The organism is Paraburkholderia sp. BR10141, assembly GCF_056155635.1.
Window position 1 is genome coordinate 60,064 of the sequence record NZ_JBMIQH010000001.1, and the last position, 20,751, is coordinate 80,814.

17 protein-coding genes are annotated in these 20,751 nt (G+C 66.5%); 15 read left to right on the forward strand and 2 right to left on the reverse strand.

The features are described 5' to 3' along the window. The first annotated feature begins 8 nt into the window (after positions 1-8). From ACOJB8_RS00295 to ACOJB8_RS00330, 8 genes are all read left to right on the forward strand, one after another. The gene (locus ACOJB8_RS00295) at positions 9-1,712 is read left to right on the forward strand and encodes a lactate permease LctP family transporter (protein WP_069261760.1); all 1,704 of its coding nucleotides are present in this window, start codon (positions 9-11) and stop codon (positions 1,710-1,712) included. 250 nt (positions 1,713-1,962) lie between these two features. Next, on the forward strand, positions 1,963-4,776 hold the full coding sequence (locus tag ACOJB8_RS00300; protein WP_475010454.1) for a monovalent cation/H+ antiporter subunit A: 2,814 nt from the start codon (positions 1,963-1,965) through the stop codon (positions 4,774-4,776). After that, positions 4,776-5,129 (forward strand): Na+/H+ antiporter subunit C, encoded by a 354-nt coding sequence (locus ACOJB8_RS00305; RefSeq protein ID WP_342946704.1) that lies wholly within the window; start codon positions 4,776-4,778, stop codon positions 5,127-5,129. Before ACOJB8_RS00300 ends, ACOJB8_RS00305 begins: the two co-directional genes overlap by 1 nt. Beyond that, the gene (locus tag ACOJB8_RS00310) at positions 5,126-6,790 is read left to right on the forward strand and encodes a monovalent cation/H+ antiporter subunit D (protein ID WP_475010455.1); all 1,665 of its coding nucleotides are present in this window, start codon (positions 5,126-5,128) and stop codon (positions 6,788-6,790) included. The genes ACOJB8_RS00305 and ACOJB8_RS00310 overlap by 4 nt, the downstream gene beginning before the upstream one ends. Position 6,791: 1 nt before the next feature. Next, on the forward strand, positions 6,792-7,286 hold the full coding sequence (locus ACOJB8_RS00315; protein ID WP_069261756.1) for a Na+/H+ antiporter subunit E: 495 nt from the start codon (positions 6,792-6,794) through the stop codon (positions 7,284-7,286). After that, positions 7,280-7,555, forward strand: a complete 276-nt coding sequence (locus ACOJB8_RS00320; RefSeq protein ID WP_069261755.1) for a K+/H+ antiporter subunit F — start codon at positions 7,280-7,282, stop codon at positions 7,553-7,555. The genes ACOJB8_RS00315 and ACOJB8_RS00320 overlap by 7 nt, the downstream gene beginning before the upstream one ends. Positions 7,556-7,564: 9 nt before the next feature. Continuing rightward, positions 7,565-7,957, forward strand: a complete 393-nt coding sequence (locus tag ACOJB8_RS00325) for a Na+/H+ antiporter subunit G (RefSeq protein WP_475010456.1) — start codon at positions 7,565-7,567, stop codon at positions 7,955-7,957. 289 nt (positions 7,958-8,246) lie between these two features. Further along, a complete protein-coding gene (locus tag ACOJB8_RS00330) occupies positions 8,247-9,038 on the forward strand; it encodes a DUF4397 domain-containing protein (RefSeq protein ID WP_475010457.1) in 792 nt (263 codons plus the stop codon). 52 nt (positions 9,039-9,090) lie between these two features. Here ACOJB8_RS00330 and ACOJB8_RS00335 read toward each other — a convergent pair whose 3' ends face one another. Continuing rightward, positions 9,091-9,999: a LysR family transcriptional regulator gene (locus tag ACOJB8_RS00335; protein ID WP_475010458.1), complete on the reverse strand. Its 909-nt coding sequence runs from the start codon at positions 9,997-9,999 to the stop codon at positions 9,091-9,093. 147 nt (positions 10,000-10,146) lie between these two features. Here ACOJB8_RS00335 and ACOJB8_RS00340 point away from each other — a divergent pair, with 147 nt between their 5' ends. The 5 genes from ACOJB8_RS00340 (at position 10,147) to ACOJB8_RS00360 (ending at position 18,238) form a co-directional block, all read left to right on the forward strand. Next, positions 10,147-12,270: a 3-hydroxyacyl-CoA dehydrogenase NAD-binding domain-containing protein gene (locus ACOJB8_RS00340; protein WP_475010460.1), complete on the forward strand. Its 2,124-nt coding sequence runs from the start codon at positions 10,147-10,149 to the stop codon at positions 12,268-12,270. A 26-nt stretch (positions 12,271-12,296) separates the two neighbouring features. Beyond that, the gene (locus tag ACOJB8_RS00345) at positions 12,297-13,493 is read left to right on the forward strand and encodes an acyl-CoA dehydrogenase family protein (RefSeq protein ID WP_342946708.1); all 1,197 of its coding nucleotides are present in this window, start codon (positions 12,297-12,299) and stop codon (positions 13,491-13,493) included. Between the two features lie 10 nt (positions 13,494-13,503). Further along, complete coding sequence (locus ACOJB8_RS00350) at positions 13,504-14,640, forward strand: acyl-CoA dehydrogenase family protein (RefSeq protein WP_342946709.1); 1,137 nt, start codon at positions 13,504-13,506, stop codon at positions 14,638-14,640. A gap of 57 nt (positions 14,641-14,697) precedes the next feature. Continuing rightward, a complete protein-coding gene (locus ACOJB8_RS00355; protein ID WP_342946710.1) occupies positions 14,698-15,912 on the forward strand; it encodes a CaiB/BaiF CoA transferase family protein in 1,215 nt (404 codons plus the stop codon). 247 nt (positions 15,913-16,159) lie between these two features. Further along, positions 16,160-18,238 carry a VTT domain-containing protein gene (locus tag ACOJB8_RS00360; protein ID WP_342946711.1) on the forward strand — a complete coding sequence of 693 codons (2,079 nt, stop codon included), beginning with the start codon at positions 16,160-16,162 and terminating at the stop codon, positions 18,236-18,238. A gap of 16 nt (positions 18,239-18,254) precedes the next feature. Here the strand turns inward: ACOJB8_RS00360 and ACOJB8_RS00365 are convergent, their stop codons facing one another. Next, positions 18,255-18,527 carry a hypothetical protein gene (locus tag ACOJB8_RS00365; protein ID WP_069261746.1) on the reverse strand — a complete coding sequence of 91 codons (273 nt, stop codon included), beginning with the start codon at positions 18,525-18,527 and terminating at the stop codon, positions 18,255-18,257. Positions 18,528-18,775: 248 nt separating this feature from the next. Here ACOJB8_RS00365 and ACOJB8_RS00370 point away from each other — a divergent pair, with 248 nt between their 5' ends. Then, on the forward strand, positions 18,776-19,861 hold the full coding sequence (locus ACOJB8_RS00370) for a Dyp-type peroxidase (protein ID WP_342946712.1): 1,086 nt from the start codon (positions 18,776-18,778) through the stop codon (positions 19,859-19,861). Beyond that, on the forward strand, positions 19,854-20,654 hold the full coding sequence (locus ACOJB8_RS00375) for a family 1 encapsulin nanocompartment shell protein (protein ID WP_342946713.1): 801 nt from the start codon (positions 19,854-19,856) through the stop codon (positions 20,652-20,654). The genes ACOJB8_RS00370 and ACOJB8_RS00375 overlap by 8 nt, the downstream gene beginning before the upstream one ends. The last annotated feature ends 97 nt before the right edge of the window (positions 20,655-20,751 follow it).

Below are 20,751 nucleotides of genomic sequence, written 5' to 3' on the forward strand. Positions count from 1 at the left end.
AGACCGTAGTGCAACCCTGGTACCAGATCTATACACCGCTCGGCAGTCTGTGGCTGTCCGCCCTCGTGGCCGCCATTCCCATTCTGTTCTTCTTCGTCGCGCTCGCCGGCCTGCGCATGAAGGGCCATGTCGCCGCGGCGATCACCCTGCTGCTCGCGCTCGCCGTGGCGATCTTCGAATACGGCATGCCCGTGCGCCAGGCGCTCATTTCCGCGGGCTTCGGCTTTGCCTACGGCATCTGGCCGATCGCGTGGATCATCGTCACGGCGGTGTTCCTCTACAAGATTGTCGTGAAGACGGGACAGTTCGAGATCATCCGCGCCTCGGTGCTCTCGATCACCGACGATCAGCGCCTGCAACTGCTGCTGATCGGCTTCTCGTTCGGCGCGTTCCTCGAAGGCGCCGCGGGCTTCGGCGCGCCGGTGGCGATCACCTCGGCGCTGCTCGTCGGCCTCGGCTTCGAGCCGCTCTACGCCGCGGGCCTGTGCCTCATCGCCAATACCGCTCCGGTCGCGTTCGGCGCGATGGGGATTCCCATCATCGTCGCGGGCCAAGTGACGGGCATCGATCCGTTCCTGATCGGCGCAATGGCGGGCCGCCAGTTGCCGCTGCTCTCGCTCTTCGTGCCGTTCTGGCTCGTCTTCATCATGGACGGCAAGCGCGGCGTGAAGGAAACGTGGCCCGCCGCGCTCGTGGCCGGCGGCAGCTTCGCTGTTACGCAGTACTTCACGTCGAACCACATCGGGCCCGAGTTGCCGGACATCACTTCGGCGCTCGTGAGCCTCGTCGCGCTCGCCGCGTTCCTCAACGTGTGGCAACCGCGCCGGGCAACGCAAGGCACGAGCGTGAAGGTGAGCGGCGGCGCCGCTGCGCTGGGCGGTTTCGGCGGCGGCGGTTCGCGTGCGGCGGCTTCGAGCCGCAAGGCGTCGCCGTACAGCATCGCGCAGACCGTGCGCGCGTGGTCGCCGTTCATTCTGCTCACGGTCATCGTGACCGTGTGGAGCGTCAAGCCGTTCAAGGCGCTCTTCGCAGCGAAAGGTCCGCTCGCGGGCACGATTCTGAGCCTGCACGTACCGGGCCTCGATCAGCTCGTGGTGCGCACGGCGCCGATCGTCGCGTCGCCCAAGCCGTACGAAGCCGTGTTCAAGCTCGACTGGCTCTCGGCCGTAGGCACCGCGATCATGATCACCGCGATCCTCTCCGCGATCCTGCTGCGCATGAAGCCGCGCACCGCCGTGGCCGCGTTCTTCGAGACCCTCGGTGAACTGCGCCGCCCCGTGCTGTCCATCGGTCTCGTGCTCGCCTTCGCGTTCGTCGCGAACTACTCGGGCATGTCGTCCACGCTGGCGCTCGCGCTTGCGGGCACGGGCGCAGCCTTCCCGTTCTTCTCGCCGTTCCTTGGCTGGCTCGGCGTGTTCCTCACGGGCTCCGATACGTCGTCGAACGCGCTGTTCTGCTCGCTGCAGCACACCACGGCGCACCAGATCAACGTGTCGGATACCCTGCTCGTCGCGGCCAACACCTCGGGCGGCGTGAGCGGCAAGATGATTTCGCCGCAGTCGATCGCGGTGGCCTGTGCGGCAACCGGCCTCGTCGGCAAGGAGTCGTCGCTGTTCCGCTTCACCGTGCGTCATAGCCTGTTCTTCGCGGCTGTCGTGGGCGTGGTGACGCTGATTCAGGCCTATGTGCTGACTGGCATGATTCCGCAGTGATGGCGGAGTTGCCGGTGCAACGCGCCGTAACAAAGTGATGAGGGCCGTCGCCCGCGCGCGCGGGCGACGAACGTGCCCGTGAAGATCGTCGACGAGCCCCGAGGCCGGAGGACCTGACGCACGGTCATTTCCTGTGGCACCCCGTGGCCGCCTCGATGCCACATGAATGAACTCCGTCCCCGTTTGCGGCTATGATCGTGAACTGCGGCGCGGCGACTCGGCGCCCTGTCGGACCCACGGGGAGTGTCGAATGGCAATGGGGTGGCTCGTCGTATTACCGTTCGTCGCCGCAGCGCTCGTCGCGTTCGCGGGGCCGCTCGCCGGACGCTGGGCGTCCCCCTGCGGCACGTGGATCGCATTCGCGGCCGCGCTCTTCGGCCTGGGACTGCTGGGCAGCGAACGTGTAGGCATGGCCACCCATGGCGTACTGCACTGGCAGGCCGACTGGATCCCGCAGCTCGGCCTCTCGTTCGCTTTGCGTCTGGACGGTCTTTCGTTCATGTTTGCGCTGCTCGTGCTCGCAATCGGCCTGCTCGTTTTTATCTACGCACGCTACTACCTCGCGGGCAGCGAATCGCTGCCGCGCCTTTACGCGCTGCTGCTGCTCTTCATGGGCGCGATGCTCGGCGTGGTGCTGTCGGACAACCTGCTGCTGCTCGTGATCTTCTGGGAACTCACGAGCATCGTGTCGTTCCTGCTGATCGGCTTCTGGCCTTCGCGCCCCGAAGCACGGCGCGGCGCGCGCATGGCGCTCACCATCACGGGCGCGGGCGGTCTCGCGCTGCTGGCCGCCGTGCTGCTGCTTGGTCACGTCTGCGGCAGCTACGACCTCGATGTCGTGCTCGCGCATGCGGGTCTCGTACAGCGCAATCCGCTGTATCCCGCAATTCTCCTGCTCGTGCTTTTCGCGGCCTGCACGAAGTCGGCGCAGTTCCCGTTCCACTTCTGGCTGCCGCATGCGATGTCGGCACCCACGCCCGTTTCCGCGTATCTGCATTCGGCGACCATGGTCAAGGCGGGCATCTTCCTCATCGCGCGCTTTTACCCCGTGCTCGAAGGCACCGACTGGTTCTTCTACGTGACGAGCCTGATCGGCCTCGTCACGCTCACGGGCGGCGCGGCCATGGCGCTCGTGCAGCGCGATCTCAAGGGGCTGCTCGCGTATTCCACCATCAGCCATCTCGGGCTCATCGTGCTGCTGTTCGGCCTCGACACGCAGCTCTCCACCGTCGCCGCGCTCTTTCACACCTTCAATCACGCGGTGTTCAAGGCTTCGCTCTTCATGGCGGCGGGCATCATCGACCATGAGACGGGCACGCGCGACCTGGGCCGGCTGCGTGGCTTGCGCCGCTTCATGCCGCATACCGCCGCGCTAGCCGCCGTGGCATCGCTCGCCATGGCGGGCGTTCCGCTGCTCAACGGCTTCCTCTCGAAGGAGATGTTCTTCGGCGAAACGCTCGCACAAGGACTCCTCGGCGACTTCAACTGGATCATCCCCGCGCTCGCCGTCATCGCGGCGGGGCTCTCGGTCGCGTATTCGCTGCGCTTCGTGTGGGGCGTGTTCTTCGACGGAGAAACCCCGCACGACCTTCCGCACTACCCGCCGCACGAACCGCCGCGTTTCATGAAGCTGCCCGTCGAGATTCTCGTCGTCATCTGTCTGCTCGTGGGCCTCGTGCCGCAGCAGACCATCGGCAGGATGCTCGAGTCCGCGGCATGGTTCGCGCTGGGCGGCAGCGTGCCCACGTACAGCCTGAGCTTGTGGCACGGCATCAATCTGCCGCTCCTGATGAGCTGCGTGTCGTTCGTGGGCGGCGCGCTGCTGTTCTTCTATCGCCGCGACGCGTTCCGCCATCATCGTTCGGTGCTCTCCGAAATGAACGCGAGCGAAGGCTTCGACCGCTTCGTGCAGCAGCTCGAAAAAGCCGCGGGCGTCGTGGTCGATCTCTTCGAAACGCGCTCGCTGCCGGCGTATCTCGCGTGGATGATTGCGGCGATGCTGATCGTGCCGGGCTCGGCGCTCCTCGCGCTTACCTCGCTGGACGGCGCATACCGCTCGGCACCGCTCGATGCGATGACGCTCGTCGGCCTCGTGCTGATGGCGTTGATGGCGGTAGGCGTCGTGCTCGTGCGCGCCAATACGCTCTATGCGCTCGTGATGCTGAGCACCTGCGGGTTGCTCGTCACACTCGCGTTCGTGCGTTTCTCCGCGCCCGACCTCGCGCTCACGCAAATTTCAGTGGAAGTGGTCACGGTGCTGCTTCTCGTGCTCGCCATCTACTTTTTGCCTGTCGTGCAGCGCGCGCAGGAGCCTCCAGCCGCACGTACCCGCAACGCGGTGCTCGCACTCGCGGGCGGCGCGCTGATCGGCGCCGTGGCATATGCCGTGATGACGCGCGCCCCCATCGGTGGCGTCGGCCAGTTCTTTCTCGCGAACGCGCTGCCGGGCAGCGGCGGCCACAACGTCGTGAACGTGATCCTCGTGGATTTCCGCGGCTTCGACACGATGGTCGAGATCAGCGTGCTGGTGGTGGCAGGGCTCGCCGTGAAGGCGCTGCTGCGCGGCCTGCGCCTGAAATCGCCCGATACGGGCCCGGGCGGCCTGCCGTGGTCGTCGCAGTCGCATCCGCTGCTGCTCGCCATTCTCGCGCGCCTCATGCTGCCGCTCACCCTGCTCGTTGCCGTGTTCATCTTTCTGCGTGGCCACAATCTGCCAGGCGGCGGCTTCATCGCCTCGCTCGTGATTTCCATTGCGCTGCTGCTGCAATACGTGGCGAGCGGCGTGCTGTGGACCGAGTCGCGCATCCGCATCAACTACCGCGGGCTCGCGGGCCTCGGCATTCTCGTCGCGGCCGCGACGGGCGTAGGCGCGATCGTGCTCGGCCACCCGTTCCTCACCAGCGCGTTCGGCCATCTGCACGTGCCGCTGATCGGCGAAATAGAACTGAGCACGGCCATGCTGTTCGACCTCGGCGTGCTCGGCGCCGTGGTCGGCACGACGCTCACGATCGTCTCGCACCTCGGCGTGCGCGACAAGGACATGCAATCCGTGGAGAAAAGCTGATGGAAGCCGCCTTCGCCATTACGCTCGGCGTGCTCTGCGCGAGCGGCCTCTACCTGCTGCTGTGCGCGCGCGTGCTGCCGGTGATCCTCGGCATTACGCTGTTCTCGTATGCGATCAACCTGTTCCTGCTCGGCATGGGCCGGCTCTCCACCGGCAAGCCCCCCGTGATCACGCCGGGGGCACAGTATGCGGACCCGGTGCCGCAGGCACTCGTGCTCACCGCGATCGTGATCGGCTTCGCCATGACGGCCTTCACGGTCGTGCTCGCGCTGCGCGCGCTCGCGATCGACGGCACCGACCACGTGGACGGCGACAACCCGCAGCGCAGCCGCCTGGAGATGCGCAGCGAATGAATCACGCTCTCATCCTGCCCATCCTGATTCCGCTGTTCGCGGCCGGCGCGATCGTCGCGCTGCCGCTGCGCGCGAAGCGCCTGCAGCGTGCGATCAACGTGATTGCCACGCTCGCGCTGCTGCCCATCGCGGTGACGCTCGCCGAATTCGCTTCGCAAGGGCAGGTTGCGAGCTATGCACTCGGCGCGTGGCCCGCGCCGTTCGGCATCGTGTTGCAGATCGACCGGCTCGGCGCACTCATGCTCGTGCTGACCGCGCTGCTCGCGTGTTGCTGCCTGCTCGGCACCACGAGCGCCGATGTCCGGCGCGGGCGCTACTATCGCGCGCTCGTGCAGTTCGAGCTGATGGGCCTGAACGGCGCGTTTCTCGCCGGCGATCTCTTCAACCTGTTCGTCTTCTTCGAGCTGCTGCTGATCGCCTCCTACGCGCTGCTGCTGCATGGCGGCGGCCGCCGCCGCGTGCGCAATGGCCTGCACTACATGCTGTTGAACCTCGTGGGCTCGTCGTTCTTCCTGATCGCACTGGGCGTGCTGTACGGCCTCACGGGCACGCTCAACATGGCCGATGCGGGCGAGCGGCTTGCGCATCTGGACCCCGCGTCGCTGCCGCTCGCGCAGTTCGCGGGCGCGACGCTCATGCTCGTATTCGGCCTGAAGGCCGCCGTCTTCCCCATGTCGTTCTGGTTGCCACAGGCGTATCGAAGCGCAATCGGGCCCGTGGCCGCGCTGTTCGCGATCATGACCAAGGTAGGCATCTACGCGATGCTTCGCTGCGACGCGCTCGTGTTCGGCGCGGCGGGCGGCGTACTCGACGCGTTCCTGCATCAATGGGCGTGGTGGCTCGCCATTGCGACGATCGTCTATGGCGCGCTCGGCGCGCTCGCGGTATCGAGCCTCAAGACCACGACCGGTTTTCTCGTGCTGGTCTCGGTCGGCTTGCTGATTGCGGCTGTCACGCTGCAGACCGTGCTCGCCTGGAGCGCGCTGCTGTACTACCTCATCAGCACGACGCTATGCACGGGTGCGCTGTTCATGCTCGCCGATACCCTGGAGTCCGAACCAGGCGAGCCGGCGGCCGTGCCCGCTGCAACCGAAACACGCGAGCCCGCCTCGCTAGAATCGCTCGACGACGCCACCGCGCCCGCCATCCCACCCGAAGCAGACAGCGAGCCGATCGCAACGGCTCCCAAGGCAACGGCCCCTGAAAAAGCCCCCAAGCCCTGGCCTTCGAACCTCGCCGATGTGCTCTATCTCGCGGCAGCCGTTGGCGCCGTCGGCCTGCCGCCGCTCTCGGGCTTTCTCGGCAAGGCCATGGTGCTCGCCGCCACGCCGCTTGCGCAGGCCGTCGTGCTCTGGCCCGCCGTGCTGGTCGCGGGGCTGCTGTCGATCGTCGCGCTCAGCCGTACAGGCACACGCCTGTTGTGGGCGATACCCGCTGCACGCGCCTACGACGGCGCACCCGCCACCGCGCCGCGCGGCAGCCGCGCAAAGCTCGCCGCGTGTGCGCTGCTGCTCGCGGGCGTGGTGGCGGCAACGGTGTTTGCCGGCCCCCTCAAGCAGTATCTCGACGCCGCCGCCGCGCAGTTGCTCGACCGCACAGCCTACGTTCACGCGATCCTGCCCGCGCAGGCCGCGCAAACGTCACAGGGCGCAGGAAGCTGACATGCTCAAGAGGCTCTTTCCACACCCCTGGCTCACCGTCGTGCTGCTCGTATGCTGGGTCTTGCTGATGAACGACGTGTCGCCGGGCAACCTGCTCCTTGGCTTCGTGCTCGGGACCGCCATCGCCTACCGCGTGGGCGAAGGGCTGTGGCTCGCGCCCGTGCGCTTCGGCAGGCCGTGGCTGCTCGTACGGCTCTTCGGGCATGTGCTCTACGACATCCTCGTGGCGAATCTCGAAGTCGCATTGCTCGTGCTTGGCCCCACGAAGCGCCTGCGCCCCGCCTTCATCGACGTGCCGCTCGACAGCACCCACGAAATCGCGCTGTCGGCGCTCATCAGCATCGTCTCGCTGAGCCCCGGCACGCTGTGCGCCGAGCTTTCCGACGACCGCAGGCGCCTCGTCGTGCACGTGCTCGATCTCGAAGACGAAGCCGCGCTCGTCGCCTTGATCAAGTCCCGTTACGAAGCGCCCCTCATGGAGATCTTCGCATGCTAGCCATCGTCATCCCGGTGTCGTTCGCGATCCTCGGGCTCGCGTTCCTGCTCACGCTCGTGCGCCTCGTGCGCGGGCCTTCGCTGCCCGACCGGCTCGTTGCGCTCGACACGCTCAATATCAACGCGATCGCGCTCATCGTCGTCTACGGCATCATGCTGCGCTCGACGGTCTTCTTCGAAATCGCGCTGCTCATCGCGGTCATGGGGTTCGTGGCAACCGTCGCGTTCACGAAGTACCTGCAGCGCGGCGACATCATCGAACTGAACTAGGGCTTCGCCATGCAAACCGTCATCGAAGCGATTGTCTGCGTGCTGCTCCTGCTCGGCAGCGCGTTCACGCTGATCGGCGCGATCGGCCTCGCGCGCCTGCCCGACTTCTACATGCGCCTGCACGGGCCGACCAAATCGACCACGCTCGGCGTAGGCGGCGTCGTGCTCGCTTCCGTTGTGTACTTCAGTACGCGCAACAATTTCGCGAGCCTGCACGAAGTGCTGATTCCAGCGTTCCTGTTTCTCACCGCGCCCATCAGCGCGCATATGCTCTCCAAGGCCGGGATTCAGCAACGCGTCGCCGTTTCGTCTGTCACACGCGGACAGCCGGATGCCGCCGGCGCCAGTGCAGTCGGCAAGCAAGACGCGAACCCGGACAACAATTCCGCGCAGGACGCTTGAATATCGGCGCGGATCTTCGCGCCGCCGGTAAAAGCTGCCATCGAACGTCGCAAAAGTCGGGCGCGCCACGCTTCATCCGCGCGCCGCCCCCATCGCTCTCCTCTCCTCATCCCGTTGCGCGCGCATGCATCGCGTCGAATCGCCACGCACGGCACACCAATTGCTGATCGTGATCGCCCCTATGCAGCATCGCGCCGGCGTCCCGGCTCGCGCGGGGGCGCGATAACAACGCGCGGCCGCAATCGAGGCCGTACACCGTGCAGCTCGAACGAAACGAATGAGGTCAACAATGAAGACGATACGCACCCTGCTCGCGTTTGCGAGCGCGGCAGCCCTGCTCACGGCATGCGGCGGCGGCAGCAGCAGCAACGACGTCGGCAAGGAAATCGGCGTGCAGAACCCCGAGATACATTTCGTGCATGCGCTCCCCGGCGGCCCGAATGTCGATTTTCTGGTGAATGGCAGCGCCCTTCAGACGAACATCGCGTACAAGCAGGTCACGAACTTCGCCAACATCAACACCGGCAACACCAACGTCTCGTATGCAAGCACGGGCACGACCACGCCGATTGCAAGCGGCGCCTTCGCCGACGTGGCGAAGGGTCACGAGTACACCGTGCTCGCGTTGCCCGCGCTCACGGGCGGCGACATCGGCCTGATCGACGATCCGTTCGACAAGGGCCTGCTTTCCAGCAGCGCACGCCTGCGCGCGTTCAACGCCACCGTCAATGCGCAGAATCTCGACATCTACATCGTTGCGCCCGGCACGGATATCAGCGCCGTGCAGCCGACCTTGCCGGCCGTGGGCTACAAGAATGCCGTGCCCGCAAGCGGACAGGACTCGATCTATATGAACGGCGGCAACTACGTGGCGATCGTCACGGCAGCGGGCAGCAAGACGGCGATCTACGAGTCGTCCTCTTTCAACCTCGCGAACAATGCGGACTGGCTCATTACGACCGTGCCGACCTCGGGTACGCTCTCGCAGCTCCTGCCGGGCCAGATTCATCTGCTCGTCGCGCAAGGCGGCAACACCTCGCAGCCCGCCGTGGAGTACAGCAACACGCTCACAGGCCAGTAGTCGGTTGCGCATGCACCTGGCGCGGCGAGTGGCGGCGTGCTACCTGCGCCGCTCACGCGGCCGCGCCGCGCCCGGTTTTGCGGGCCTCGCCCAGCACGTAATCGATGAAGGTGGCCGCCGCCCGCGTGTGGTGGCGGTTCGGCATATAGAGCATGTACATATGCGTGCCGAATATGCTCAAACGCCACGCGTCGAGCGACGTGACGGCAGCGCCCTGGCGAATGTCGTCGTGCATCACATAGTCGGGCACGATGCCCACGCCGAGTCCCGCGAGAATCGACTGGCGCAGAAATAGAAAGTTTTCCGAAATGATCGAGGGTTCGAGCAGCACTTCGTGCCGGTCCTCGTTTAGATAACCCGCAAGGCGCAATTGCCGCCCCACCACCGTTGCCGTGATGACGGGCGCACGCGCCAGATCGTCGAGCGTTTGCGGCATGCCGTGCTGTTCGGCCCACGCCGTACAGGCACATGCGATGTACTTCACCGGCCCCATGTCGCGCGCCACGAGATTCTGCGGCGGCTCGTGCATCACGCGCACGGCAATATCGACTTCGTCGCGCAGCAGGTCTTCCACGCGGTTTTCGAACATCACGTCGAGCACGATGCCGGGGTACATCCGCTTGAACTGGATGAGCCAGTCCGACATCACGAGCTGCCCGTAGCCGCTCGGCACCGAAAGCCGCACGCGCCCCTGCAGGCTCTGGCCGAGGGTGGAAACCGATTCGCGCGCGGCGAGCAGCGCGTTCTGGATCGCGCGGCCGTGCTCGTAGAGCTTCAAGCCGATTTCGGTCGGCTCGACACGGCGCGTGGTGCGACGCACGAGCTGCAGGCCTATCGACTTCTCCAGATGGTTGAGGTGGTAGCTGACGTTCGCGCGGCTCATCTTGAGCCGGCGCGCCGCCTCGCTGAGGTTGCCCGCGTCGAGAATTTCGACGAGCAGGGTTAGCGCATTGACGTCCATGGCACATCCACTGTCAAAAATACCTTGACAGTCTGTCAACGAGCGATGGGATTGTCAATTGCCCCTGTCACGCCGAGAATCGACGCGAACATGAAACATTGCCGTCTGGCCCGCCAGTCCGGCCCTCATTATGGAGACAGCATCGCCATGGCATCCGATCCCGTGAACGCCTCCCCCGTCACTCATGAACTGCGCGGCAAGGTGCTGCTCGTCACCGTGGACAATCCGCCCGTCAACGCGCTGGGCGTGGACGTGCGCCGCGGCCTCGCCGCCGCCATCGAGCATGCCGAGGCGAACGACGCCGTGCAGGCCGTGCTGATCGTCGGCGCCGGGCGCAATTTCATTGCCGGCGCGGACATCCGCGAGTTCGGCAAGCCGCCGCAGCCGCCCGCGCTGCCCGACGCGTGCAACCGCATCGAGGCCTGCCACAAGCCGGTGATCGCCGCCATTCACGGCGCGGCGCTCGGCGGCGGCCTCGAAGTGGCGCTCGCGGCGCACTACCGGCTCGCCGTGGCGGGCGCGAAGCTCGGCCTGCCCGAAGTGCAGCTGGGCCTGCTGCCTGGTGCCGGCGGCACGCAACGCACGCCGCGCCTGATCGGCGCCGAAGCGGCGCTCTCGCTGATGCTGAGCGGCCGTCACGCGAGCGCGCAGGAAGCGCACAAGCTGGGCCTCGTCGACCGCGTGGGCGCAAGCGACGACATTCTCGCCGAAGGCCTCGCCTACGCGCAGGAACTGCTCGCGGGTCACGCGCCGGTGCGACGCACGCGCGACGCCCAGGCGCTCGCCGATCGCGCCCAGGCGCAAGCCGCGATCGACGCCGCCCGCGCCGAAACCGCGAAGAAGTCGCGTGGCCTGTTCTCGCCGCTGAAGATCGTCGATTGCGTGCAGGCCGCGCTCGATCTGTCGTTCGACGAAGGGCTGCGCTTCGAGCGCAAGCAGTTCCTCGAATGCCTCGAAAGCCCCCAGCGCGCGGGTCTCGTGCACGCATTCTTCGCGGAGCGCGAAGTGCAGAAGGCCCCAGAAACGAAGAGCGCGAAGCCGCGCGCGATCGACACCGTCGGCGTGATCGGCGGCGGCACGATGGGCGCGGGCATTGCCGTGGCCGTGCTCGACGCGGGCCTGCCCGTGACGATGATCGAGCGCGACGACGCCTCGCTCGCGCGCGGCCGCGCCCATGTGGAAAAAGTCTACGACGGCCTCATCGCCAAGGGCCGCATGAAGCCCGAAGCGAAAGCGCAGATCCTCGCGCGCTTTAGCGGCAGCACCTCGTACGACGCGCTCGGGAACACCGATCTCGTCATCGAAGCCGTGTTCGAGGACATGGCCGTCAAGCAGGCCGTGTTCGCCGAGCTCGACCGCGTGTGCAAGCCCGGCGCCGTGCTCGCGACCAACACCTCGTATCTCGACATCGACGCCATCGCGGCCAGCATCGAACGCCCACAAGACGTGGTGGGCCTGCACTTCTTCTCGCCCGCCAACATCATGAAGCTGCTGGAAATCGTGGTGCCGAAGCAGGTGAGCGCCGATGTCGTGGCCACGGCGTTCGAGCTGGCGAAGAAGCTGCGCAAGGTGCCGGTGCGCGCCGGCGTGTGCGACGGCTTCATCGGCAACCGCATTCTCGCGGTGTTCCGCACGGCTGCGGATCATCTGATGGAAGACGGCGCTTCGCCCTATCAGATCGACAAGGCAGTGCGCGACTTCGGTTTTCCGATGGGCCCGTACCAGGTGGTCGATCTCGCGGGCGGCGACATCGGCTGGGCCACGCGCAAGCGCCGCGCCGCCACGCGCGACCCGAAGGCGCGCTACGTGCAGATCGCCGACCGCATCTGCGAGCGCGGCTGGTTCGGTCAGAAGACGGGCCGCGGCTTCTATCTCTACCCCGAAGGCGCACGCACGGGCACGCCCGATCCCGAAGTCGAGTCCATCATCCGCACCGAGCGCGAGCGCGCCGGCATCGAACCGCGCAGCTTCAGCGACGAAGCCATCATGCGCCGCTACATGGCGGCGATGATCAACGAAGGCGCGAACGTCGTGCATGAAAAGATCGCCCTGCGCCCGCTCGATGTCGATGTCACGCTGCTCTACGGCTACGGCTTCCCGCGCTATCGCGGCGGCCCGATGAAGTACGCCGATACCGTGGGCCTCGCCAACGTGCTCGCCGATATCCGCGAGTATGCGAAGGCAGATCCGCTGTTCTGGCGTCCTTCGCCGCTGCTCGTCGAACTGGTCGAGCGCGGCGAGAATTTCGCGAGCCTCAATCAATCGGCCTGAATGTGCCCTGAAGGAGCTTTTCACACATGGACCTGAAATTCACCGCCGAAGAAGAGGCGTTTCGCAGCGAAGTGCTCGCGTTCCTGAACGAGCGCCTGCCACAGCGCCTCGCCAGCAAGGTGAGCAACGGCCGGCACCTCACGCGCGACGACATGGCGCAATGGCACGCCATCCTGAACGAAAAAGGCTGGCTCGCGAATCACTGGCCGCAGGAATACGGCGGCCCCGGCTGGAGCGCCGTGCAGAAGTTCATCTTCGAGAACGAATGCGCGATTGCCGGCGCGCCGCGCATCGTGCCGTTCGGCGTGAACATGCTCGGGCCCGTGCTCATCAAGTACGGCAGCGAGGCGCAAAAGCGCTACTGGCTGCCGCGCATTCTCGACGGCTCGGACTGGTGGTGCCAGGGCTATTCCGAACCGGGCGCGGGCTCGGACCTCGCCTCGCTGCGCACGACCGCCGTTCGCGACGGCGACCACTATGTGGTGAACGGCCAGAAGACGTGGACCACGCTCGGCCACTACGCGAACATGATTTTCTGCCTCGTGCGCACCGCCGCCGACGTGCGCAAGCAGGAAGGCATCAGCTTCCTGCTGATCGACATGAACACGCCGGGCATCGAGGTTCGCCCCATCATCACGCTCGACGGCGAACATGAGGTCAACGAAGTATTCTTCACCGACGTGCGCGTGCCGGTGGCGAACCTCGTTGGAGAAGAAAACCGCGGCTGGACTTACGCGAAATATCTGCTCACTTACGAGCGCACGAATATCGCCGGCGTAGGCTTTTCGGTGGCGGCGCTCGCTCGCCTGAAGCGCGCCGCGCAGAAGATCACGCGCAACGGCAAGCCGCTTGCAGAAGATCCGCAGTTTGCGGCGCGCATCGCGAAAGTCGAGATCGATCTGGAGAACATGAAGACGACCAACCTGCGCGTGATCGCTGCCGTGGCAGGCGGCGGCGTGCCCGGTGCGGAAAGCTCGATGCTCAAGATTCGCGGCACCGAGATCCGCCAGGAGATTTCCTCGCTGCTGCGCCGCGCGATGGGGCCGTATGCGGCGCCGTTCGTCGAAGAAGCGCTCGAAGAAGGGTATGCGGGCGAGGCAATCGGGCCCATTGAGGCCGCCAGCGCCGCCGCGCAGTACTTCAACAACCGCAAGCTGTCGATCTTTGGCGGCTCCAACGAAATTCAGAAGAACATCATCTCCAAGATGATTCTCGGTCTTTGAGAGGCACGCCATGGACTTCCAGCACACAGAAGACCGCCGCATGCTCGCGGATACGCTCAATCGTTTCATCACGGAGCAATACGATTTCAATACCCGCGATACAATCGCGCGCTCCGAAGAAGGCTTTAGCGCAGACATGTGGCAGCGCTTCGCCGAACTCGGCGTGATCGGCGCGCTGTTCGACGAGGCCGATGGCGGCTTTGGCGGCGCGGGCTTCGATGTCGCGGTGGTGTTCGAAGCGCTCGGGCGCGGACTCGTGGTCGAGCCGTTCCTCGACACGCTGATCGTCGGCCGCGCGCTCGCCCACGCGGGCAGCGAGGCGCAGCGCGCGCGCATCGCATCGTTCATCGACGGCTCGCAAATCGCCGCGCTCGCGCACGACGAGCCGGGTTCGCATTACGAGGACGCACGCGTGGCGACGCGCGCGGAGAAAAACGGCGATGGCTGGGTGCTGCAGGGCGCGAAGGGCGTCGTGCAGGTCGCCGAACATGCCGACGTGCTGCTCGTTTCGGCGCGTACTTCCGGCGATGCATTCGCCGAAGCAGGCATCTCCCTCTTCCTCGTGCCGCGCGACGCAGCGGGCGTGAGCCTGCGTGGCTACCGCAAGATCGACGGCGGCCGCGCAGCGGAAGTGGCGCTCGATAACGTGAAGGTGCATGCCGATGCGCTCGTCGGCGCGCAAGGCAGCGGCTTCGCGACGCTCGAACATGCACGCGGATACGGCATCGTCGCGCTCGCATCGGAAGCCGTGGGCGCAATGGAGATCGCGCGTGATTTCACGCTCGACTACCTGCGCACGCGCAAGCAGTTCGGTTTGCCCATCGGCAGCTTCCAGGCGCTGCAGCATCGCATGGCGGACGTGCTGCTCGAAATCGAGCAGGCGCGTTCGGCGGTCATCAACGCGGCAGCGGCGATCGACGCGCCGCGCGCGCAGCGCGAACGTGCGCTTTCGGCCGCCAAGTACACGATCGGGCGTATTGGCGCGCGCGTGGCCGAAGAAGCGATCCAGCTGCACGGCGGCATCGGCATGACGTGGGAATTGCCGCTCGCGCACTATGCAAAGCGGCTCGTGATGATCGATCATCAGCTTGGCGACGAGGATCATCATCTCGCGCGCTACATCGCATTGGGGCGTGAGGCGGCGTGAGCCATGAGGGGGCGACTGCATACAGTCGCCCCGACAACGAACCAGGAGTACCTGTTGATGCAGACGGACAAAAGCAGCTTGCCCCTGGCGGGCGTGCGCGTGCTCGATCTTTCGCGCGTGCTGGCCGGGCCGTGGAGCGCAATGGTGCTCGGCGACCTCGGCGCGGAAGTCGTCAAGATCGAGCATCCCGACCGCGGCGACGACACGCGCGACTGGGGCGTGCGCGTCGGCAAGACGGAGACTGCGTACTTCAACAGCGTGAATCGCAACAAGCGTTCGATCACGCTCGATCTGCAAACGCCCGAAGGCCAGCAGATCGTGCGCGAGCTGGCGAAAACCAGCGACATCGTCGTACAGAACTTCAAGTTCGGCGGCGCGGAAAAGCTCGGGCTCGGCTATGAGCAGCTGAGCGCCGCGAATCCGCGTCTCATCTATTGCTCGATTTCCGGCTACGATCGCACGGGACCCGAAGCGACACGCCCCGGCTACGACCTCGTCGTGCAGGGTGAAACGGGCCTCATGGCGATGAACGGCGAAGCCCACCAGCCGCCGCTCAAATTCGGTGTAGCGGCCGTGGATCTTTTCACGGGCATGTATTCCGCACAGGCGATGCTCGCCGCGCTCTACGAGCGCGAGCGCACGGGTCGCGGGCGCCACATCGAGATGGCGCTGTTCGACTGCGGCCTCATGATTACCGCTTACTACGGCCTCGAAGCGCTGCTGATCGGCGAGGACCCGCCGCGTTACGGCAATGCGCACCCGTCGATCGTGCCGTATGGCGTGTTCGATGCAGCCGATGGTCCGCTCGTCATCACCGTGGGCAACAACGCGCAGTTCGAGCGCTTTTGCCGCGAGGTGATCGAGCGCGCCGACCTCGCCGACGACGCGCGCTACAAGACCAACATCCTGCGCGGACAGAACCGCGAGACGCTCGTACCCGAACTCACGCGCGAACTGGGCAGCCGTCCGCGCAAGCTCCTGCTCGAACGGCTCGCGGGCGCGGGCATCCCGTGCGGCGAAGTGGCGGGCTTGCGCGAGGCGCTGCTGTCGCCACGCGCAACGCTTGGCGGGCTCGTCACGCACCAGCCGCATCCGCATACCGAAAGCGGCACGACGCCGGTACTCGCGCCGCCGTGGCGCTTCGACGGCGAGCGCCTGCCCGTGCGGCATGCGCCTCCGCAACTGGGCGAAGGCACGCAGGAGGTCCTGCACTCGATGCTCGGTTATTCGGCGGAACAACTGGCCGCGTTGAAGGAGAAGGGCGTTATCTGAACCTCGTCACGGCCGTACCCGGACTCGCTGGCGCACCCTGCCTACGCCGCGCGACGCGGCCGCCGCCTTCGCCCCCTCGCTTCGCCCCGCCCGGCCTCGTGTCGCACGTAGTTGCGCGCGCCCGGTTATATTGCGCCTGATGGTTCCGCACGCCGCTTGCGGCTAGTTGCGCACGGCCGGTGCGGACCGCCACCCGCCCGATCTCGCGCCCGTCCCGCGAGCCCCAGCAAACGAACCCGCCCCGCTCATGGAGCACGCCTACGATCATCTGCTGCACCTGCTCGCCGCGCACGCGACGTGGACGCTCGCCTTTGTCGTGGTCGCCGCTTTCCTCGAATCGCTCGCGTTCATCGGCACGTTCATTCCCGGCAGCACGGCGATGTTCATTGCCGGCGCGTTCGCCGCCACCGGCACGATCAACCTCGGCTGGCTCTTCGTCTGCGCGATTGCGGGCGCCGTGGCCGGCGACGGCGTGAGCTTCTGGATCGGCCATCGCTACCGCGGCTCGCTGGCCCAGATGTGGCCGTTCAGCCGCCACCCCGCCATTCTCGAGCGCGCACACGCCTACTTCGTGAGCCACGGCACGCGCAGCGTGATCCTCGCGCGCTTCATCGCGCCGCTGCGCGCCGTGGTGCCAATCGTCGCGGGCATGGCCGGCATGAAGCCCATGCGCTTCTTCATGATGAACGTGATTTCCGCGCTCGTCTGGGCGCCCGCGCATATCGTGCCGGGCGTCGTGTTCGGCGCCTCGCTCCAGCTCGCGGGCGCGGTGTCGTTCCGGCTGGTGGTCGTCATCGGCATCGTCGCGCTCGCGGTCTGGCTCATCTGGCGCTTCGTGCGCATGCTGCTACTGCACATCGACAACTGGGCCGGCGCGTCGCGCCGCAGCGCGGCGCAGTGGGCAGCGCAGCATCCCGGGCGCGCCTCGAAGCGCATCGCCCGCCTGCTCGACCCGGCGCAGCCCGCGCTCGGCCCCGTCATCGTGATCACGGGCCTCGTGCCGGTGTGCGCGGCCGTGTTTTCCTATGTGCTCGGCAACTTGCTGCGCGGCGCGCCGCTCGTGCAGATCGATCAGTCCGTGCGCCAGTTCCTGCAGTCGATCCGCACCACGTGGGCCGACGCGGCCCTCGCGCGCGTCGAAACGCTCGGCAGCACCTGGACGCTCGCGGCGCTCATCGCGACGGTGGGCATCTGGATGGTGCTGGAGCGACGTTGGCGCACCATCGCTTACTGGATGATTGCCGCGGCCGTTTCGCAGTTGCTCATCCTCATCCTGCGCTTCGTGATCCACCATACGTCGCCGGGCGGCGGCCAGGCCGTCGAGGCCTATGTGTTCCCGAGCGACCGCGTGTCGTCGATGGTGATCGTCTACGGCTTCGTGATGTTCCTGCTCGTGCGCCGCGCGAGCATGCTGGAGGCCGCGCTCGTCGCCGCGCTCGGCAACGGGATCATCGTCGCGGTGGCGTTCGCGGGGCTCTATTTCGACCGCTTCCTGTTCTCGGATGCCATCGGCGGCGCGGCCTTCGCCGCCATCTGGGTGGCGATCGTGGTGCTCACCTCGCTCTGGCGCTACCCCAAGCGGCCGCCGCAGCGCACCTATGTGCCGCCCATCGTGCTGCTCGTGCTGGTCGGCGCCGTTCTGCTGCAGACGGTGCCGGCCAGGCGCACGCCCGCGCCGCCCACGACCGCTGCGGCGCCGCCTGTCGTCCTCTCGCAAATGCAGTGGAGCGATTCGCTGTGGAGGACGTTTGCGTGCTATCGCTTCGACATGAAAGGCGCGCGCCGCGAGCCGATGACGATCCAGTGGGCAGCGAGCGCCGACGATCTGCGCACGGCGCTGCGTGACGCCGGCTGGGCCGAAGGTCCGCAAATCTCGGTGAGGAGCGTGCTATCGCTCGTCGCACCGAACGTGGATGTGATGTCGCTGCCGCTGCTGCCGAAGCTGAACAACGGCCTGCCCTCGCCGCTCGTGTTCGCCCGCGCGCGCCTCGACGGGAAGCCGAACGACGCGGGCGAGCCGGGCAGCCGCCGCGACGTGCTGCGTTTCTGGCCTTCGGGCTATGCGCTCGCGCCGCGGCGCAATGGAAACGGCACTGACGATGGCCATGCGAGCGACGGGGAGCCCACGCCGATCTGGGTCGGCTCGCTTGTCCATGAGCGGCTGCGGCGCGGGTCGTGGCCGTTCAACGTGGTCACGACCTATCCCGACGACGTCGCTGAACTCAGCGCCCCCGGCCAGCCGGCGGGCTGGCGTACGCTCGCGCTACCGGGCGAGGTGAGCTGCGAAGGGCGGCCCGTGAAGCTGATCGTGCAGGGCGGCCGCTGAAAGGGAAATTGAAGGCTCAGGCCGTGCTCTCGGCCCAGCTCCCCGTCGCGTGGAAGCGGTCGATGCGCTTGCGGGCGTCGGCGTAGGCTGCGTCGAGCGCGGCGTCGGGACCGGTGTAGTTGCGCATCATGTCGTGAAAGCGCACGCTGCGCCCTTCGACATGGGCGTCCGCGCCGTGGCGGCAGATGTAGCCGCTGTAGTGGAACAGCGGCTCGGGCGCGCGCGGCCCGAACGCCGGAATCGGCAGCACCCAGATCTCGAAGCCTTCATGCTCGGTGTGGTCCCACATGCTGTGTCTCCTGTCGATCCGGAGTTAGCGCTTTAGCGCTTACTCCGGTCCCATGCAACGCTGTCGATCCGGAGTTAGTGCTTCAGCGCTTACTCCGGCCTGCCCATCAGGGCACGTCGATATCACCGTGAATATCCTCGCACGGCACCCACTCGCCTGCAAACGGCCGTTTTCCCCGAGTTTGGCTAAACTATGCGGGCGCAGCAAAACCCAAACCGACTCTGGACTCACGAGCGATACCCCACATCATGACGCCGGCCTCTCTCACGCAGGAACCGCAGTCCGTCTCCAGCGCCGTCACGCGCAATGCCTTCTTCATCGTCGCGACCGTCAACGACGACGCCGCGAGCCGCGCCACCGTACGCGCCTGGTGCGCCGACGTCGCCAACCTCGTGCGCGCGGTCGGCAAGCGCGTGCCCGCCGGCAATCTGTCGTGCGTGGTCGGCTTTTCGTCCGACGCATGGGACAAGCTGTTCGGCGAGCCGCGCCCGGCCGGGCTGCACCCGTTCCGCGAATTCGGCACGGGCGAGCGCAAGGCCATCGCCACGCCCGGCGACATCCTGCTGCATATTCGCGCCGACGAAACCGACCTGTGCTTCGAGCTGGCCACCCAGCTCATGACGCGCCTGGAAGGCGCGGTCACGACCGTGGACGAAGTGCACGGCTTTCGCAACTTCGACATGCGCGCAATGATCGGCTTCGTCGACGGCACCGAGAATCCGACCGGCAACGAAGCCGTCCATTTCACGGTGATCGGCGAAAACGAAGATCCCGAATTCTGCGGCGGCAGCTACGTGCTCGTGCAGAAGTACATGCACGACATGAAAGGCTGGAACGCGCTTTCCGTGGAGGCGCAGGAGCACATCATCGGGCGCACCAAGCTCCAGGACATCGAACTGGACGAAGCCGTGAAGCCGAGCTGGTCGCACAGCTCGCTCACCACGCTCGAAGACGACGCGGGCAACGAGATCAAGATCCTGCGCGACAACATGCCGTTCGGCCGGCCCGGTTCGGCCGAATTCGGCACCTACTTCATCGGCTACGCGCGCTCGCCCGAGCCGATCGAACAGATGCTCGAAAACATGTTCGTCGGCCTGCCGCCCGGCAACTACGACCGGCTACTCGACTTCAGCCGCGCCGTCACAGGGGGGCTCTTCTTCGTGCCGTCGCAGACGCTGCTCGAAGCGCTCGCCGAGGTCGACCCGGGCGCCGCGCCCACCATCGAGGTGAGCGCCGCCAACGCATCAGAAACAGAAACCGAGTCTGCCGCCGCGCCCAGCGCGGACGGCTCGCTCGCCATCGGATCCCTCAAAGGAGCACCCCGGTATGAATAACCTCCATCGCGAGCTGGCGCCCATTTCCACGGCCGCGTGGTCGCAAATCGAAGAAGAAGTTGCGCGCACCTTCAAGCGCTCGCTCGCGGGCCGCCGCGTCGTGGACGTCGAGGGCCCCGGCGGCCCCGCGCTCGCGGCGGTCGGCACCGGCCACCAGAACGGCATCGAAGCGCCGCTCGAAGGCATCCGCGCGCGCCAGCGCGAAGTGAAGGCGATCGTGGAACTGCGCGTGCCGTTCGAGCTTTCGCGCGAAGCCATCGACGACGTGGAGCGCGGCGCCGAAGACTCCGACTGGCAGCCGGCCAAGGACGCGGCCACGCGCCTCGCGTTCGCGGAAGACCGTGCGATTTTCGACGGCTACACGGCCGCGCAGATCACCGGCATCCGCGAAGGCTCGTCGAACCCGATCCTGCCGATGCCCGCCGATATCGCCGATTACCCCACGGTCATCGCCAAGGCGCTCGAACAGTTGCGCCTGCAAGGCGTGGACGGCCCGTATGCGGTGCTGCTCGGCTCCGATGCGTACACGGCGGTGAGCGAAGCGAGCGACCAGGGTTACCCGATTCTCGAGCACATTCGCCGCCTCGTGAATGGCGAGATCATCTGGGCGCCGGCCATCGAGGGCGGCGCGATCCTGAGCACGCGTGGCGGCGATTTCGCGTTCCACCTCGGGCAGGACGTATCGATCGGCTATTCGTCGCATGACGACAAGAGCGTGAAGCTGTATCTGCAGGAGAGTTTCACGTTCATGATGCTGACCTCCGAGGCTTCGGTGGCGGTGAAGCCGGAGTGAGCCTGCGCTGATTCTCGCAGGCCACGAAAAAGGGGCGTCTCCTCGCGAGCGCCCCTTTTTTCATGCCTCGCCGAAAGCGACGTTAGCGGCGTGCGCG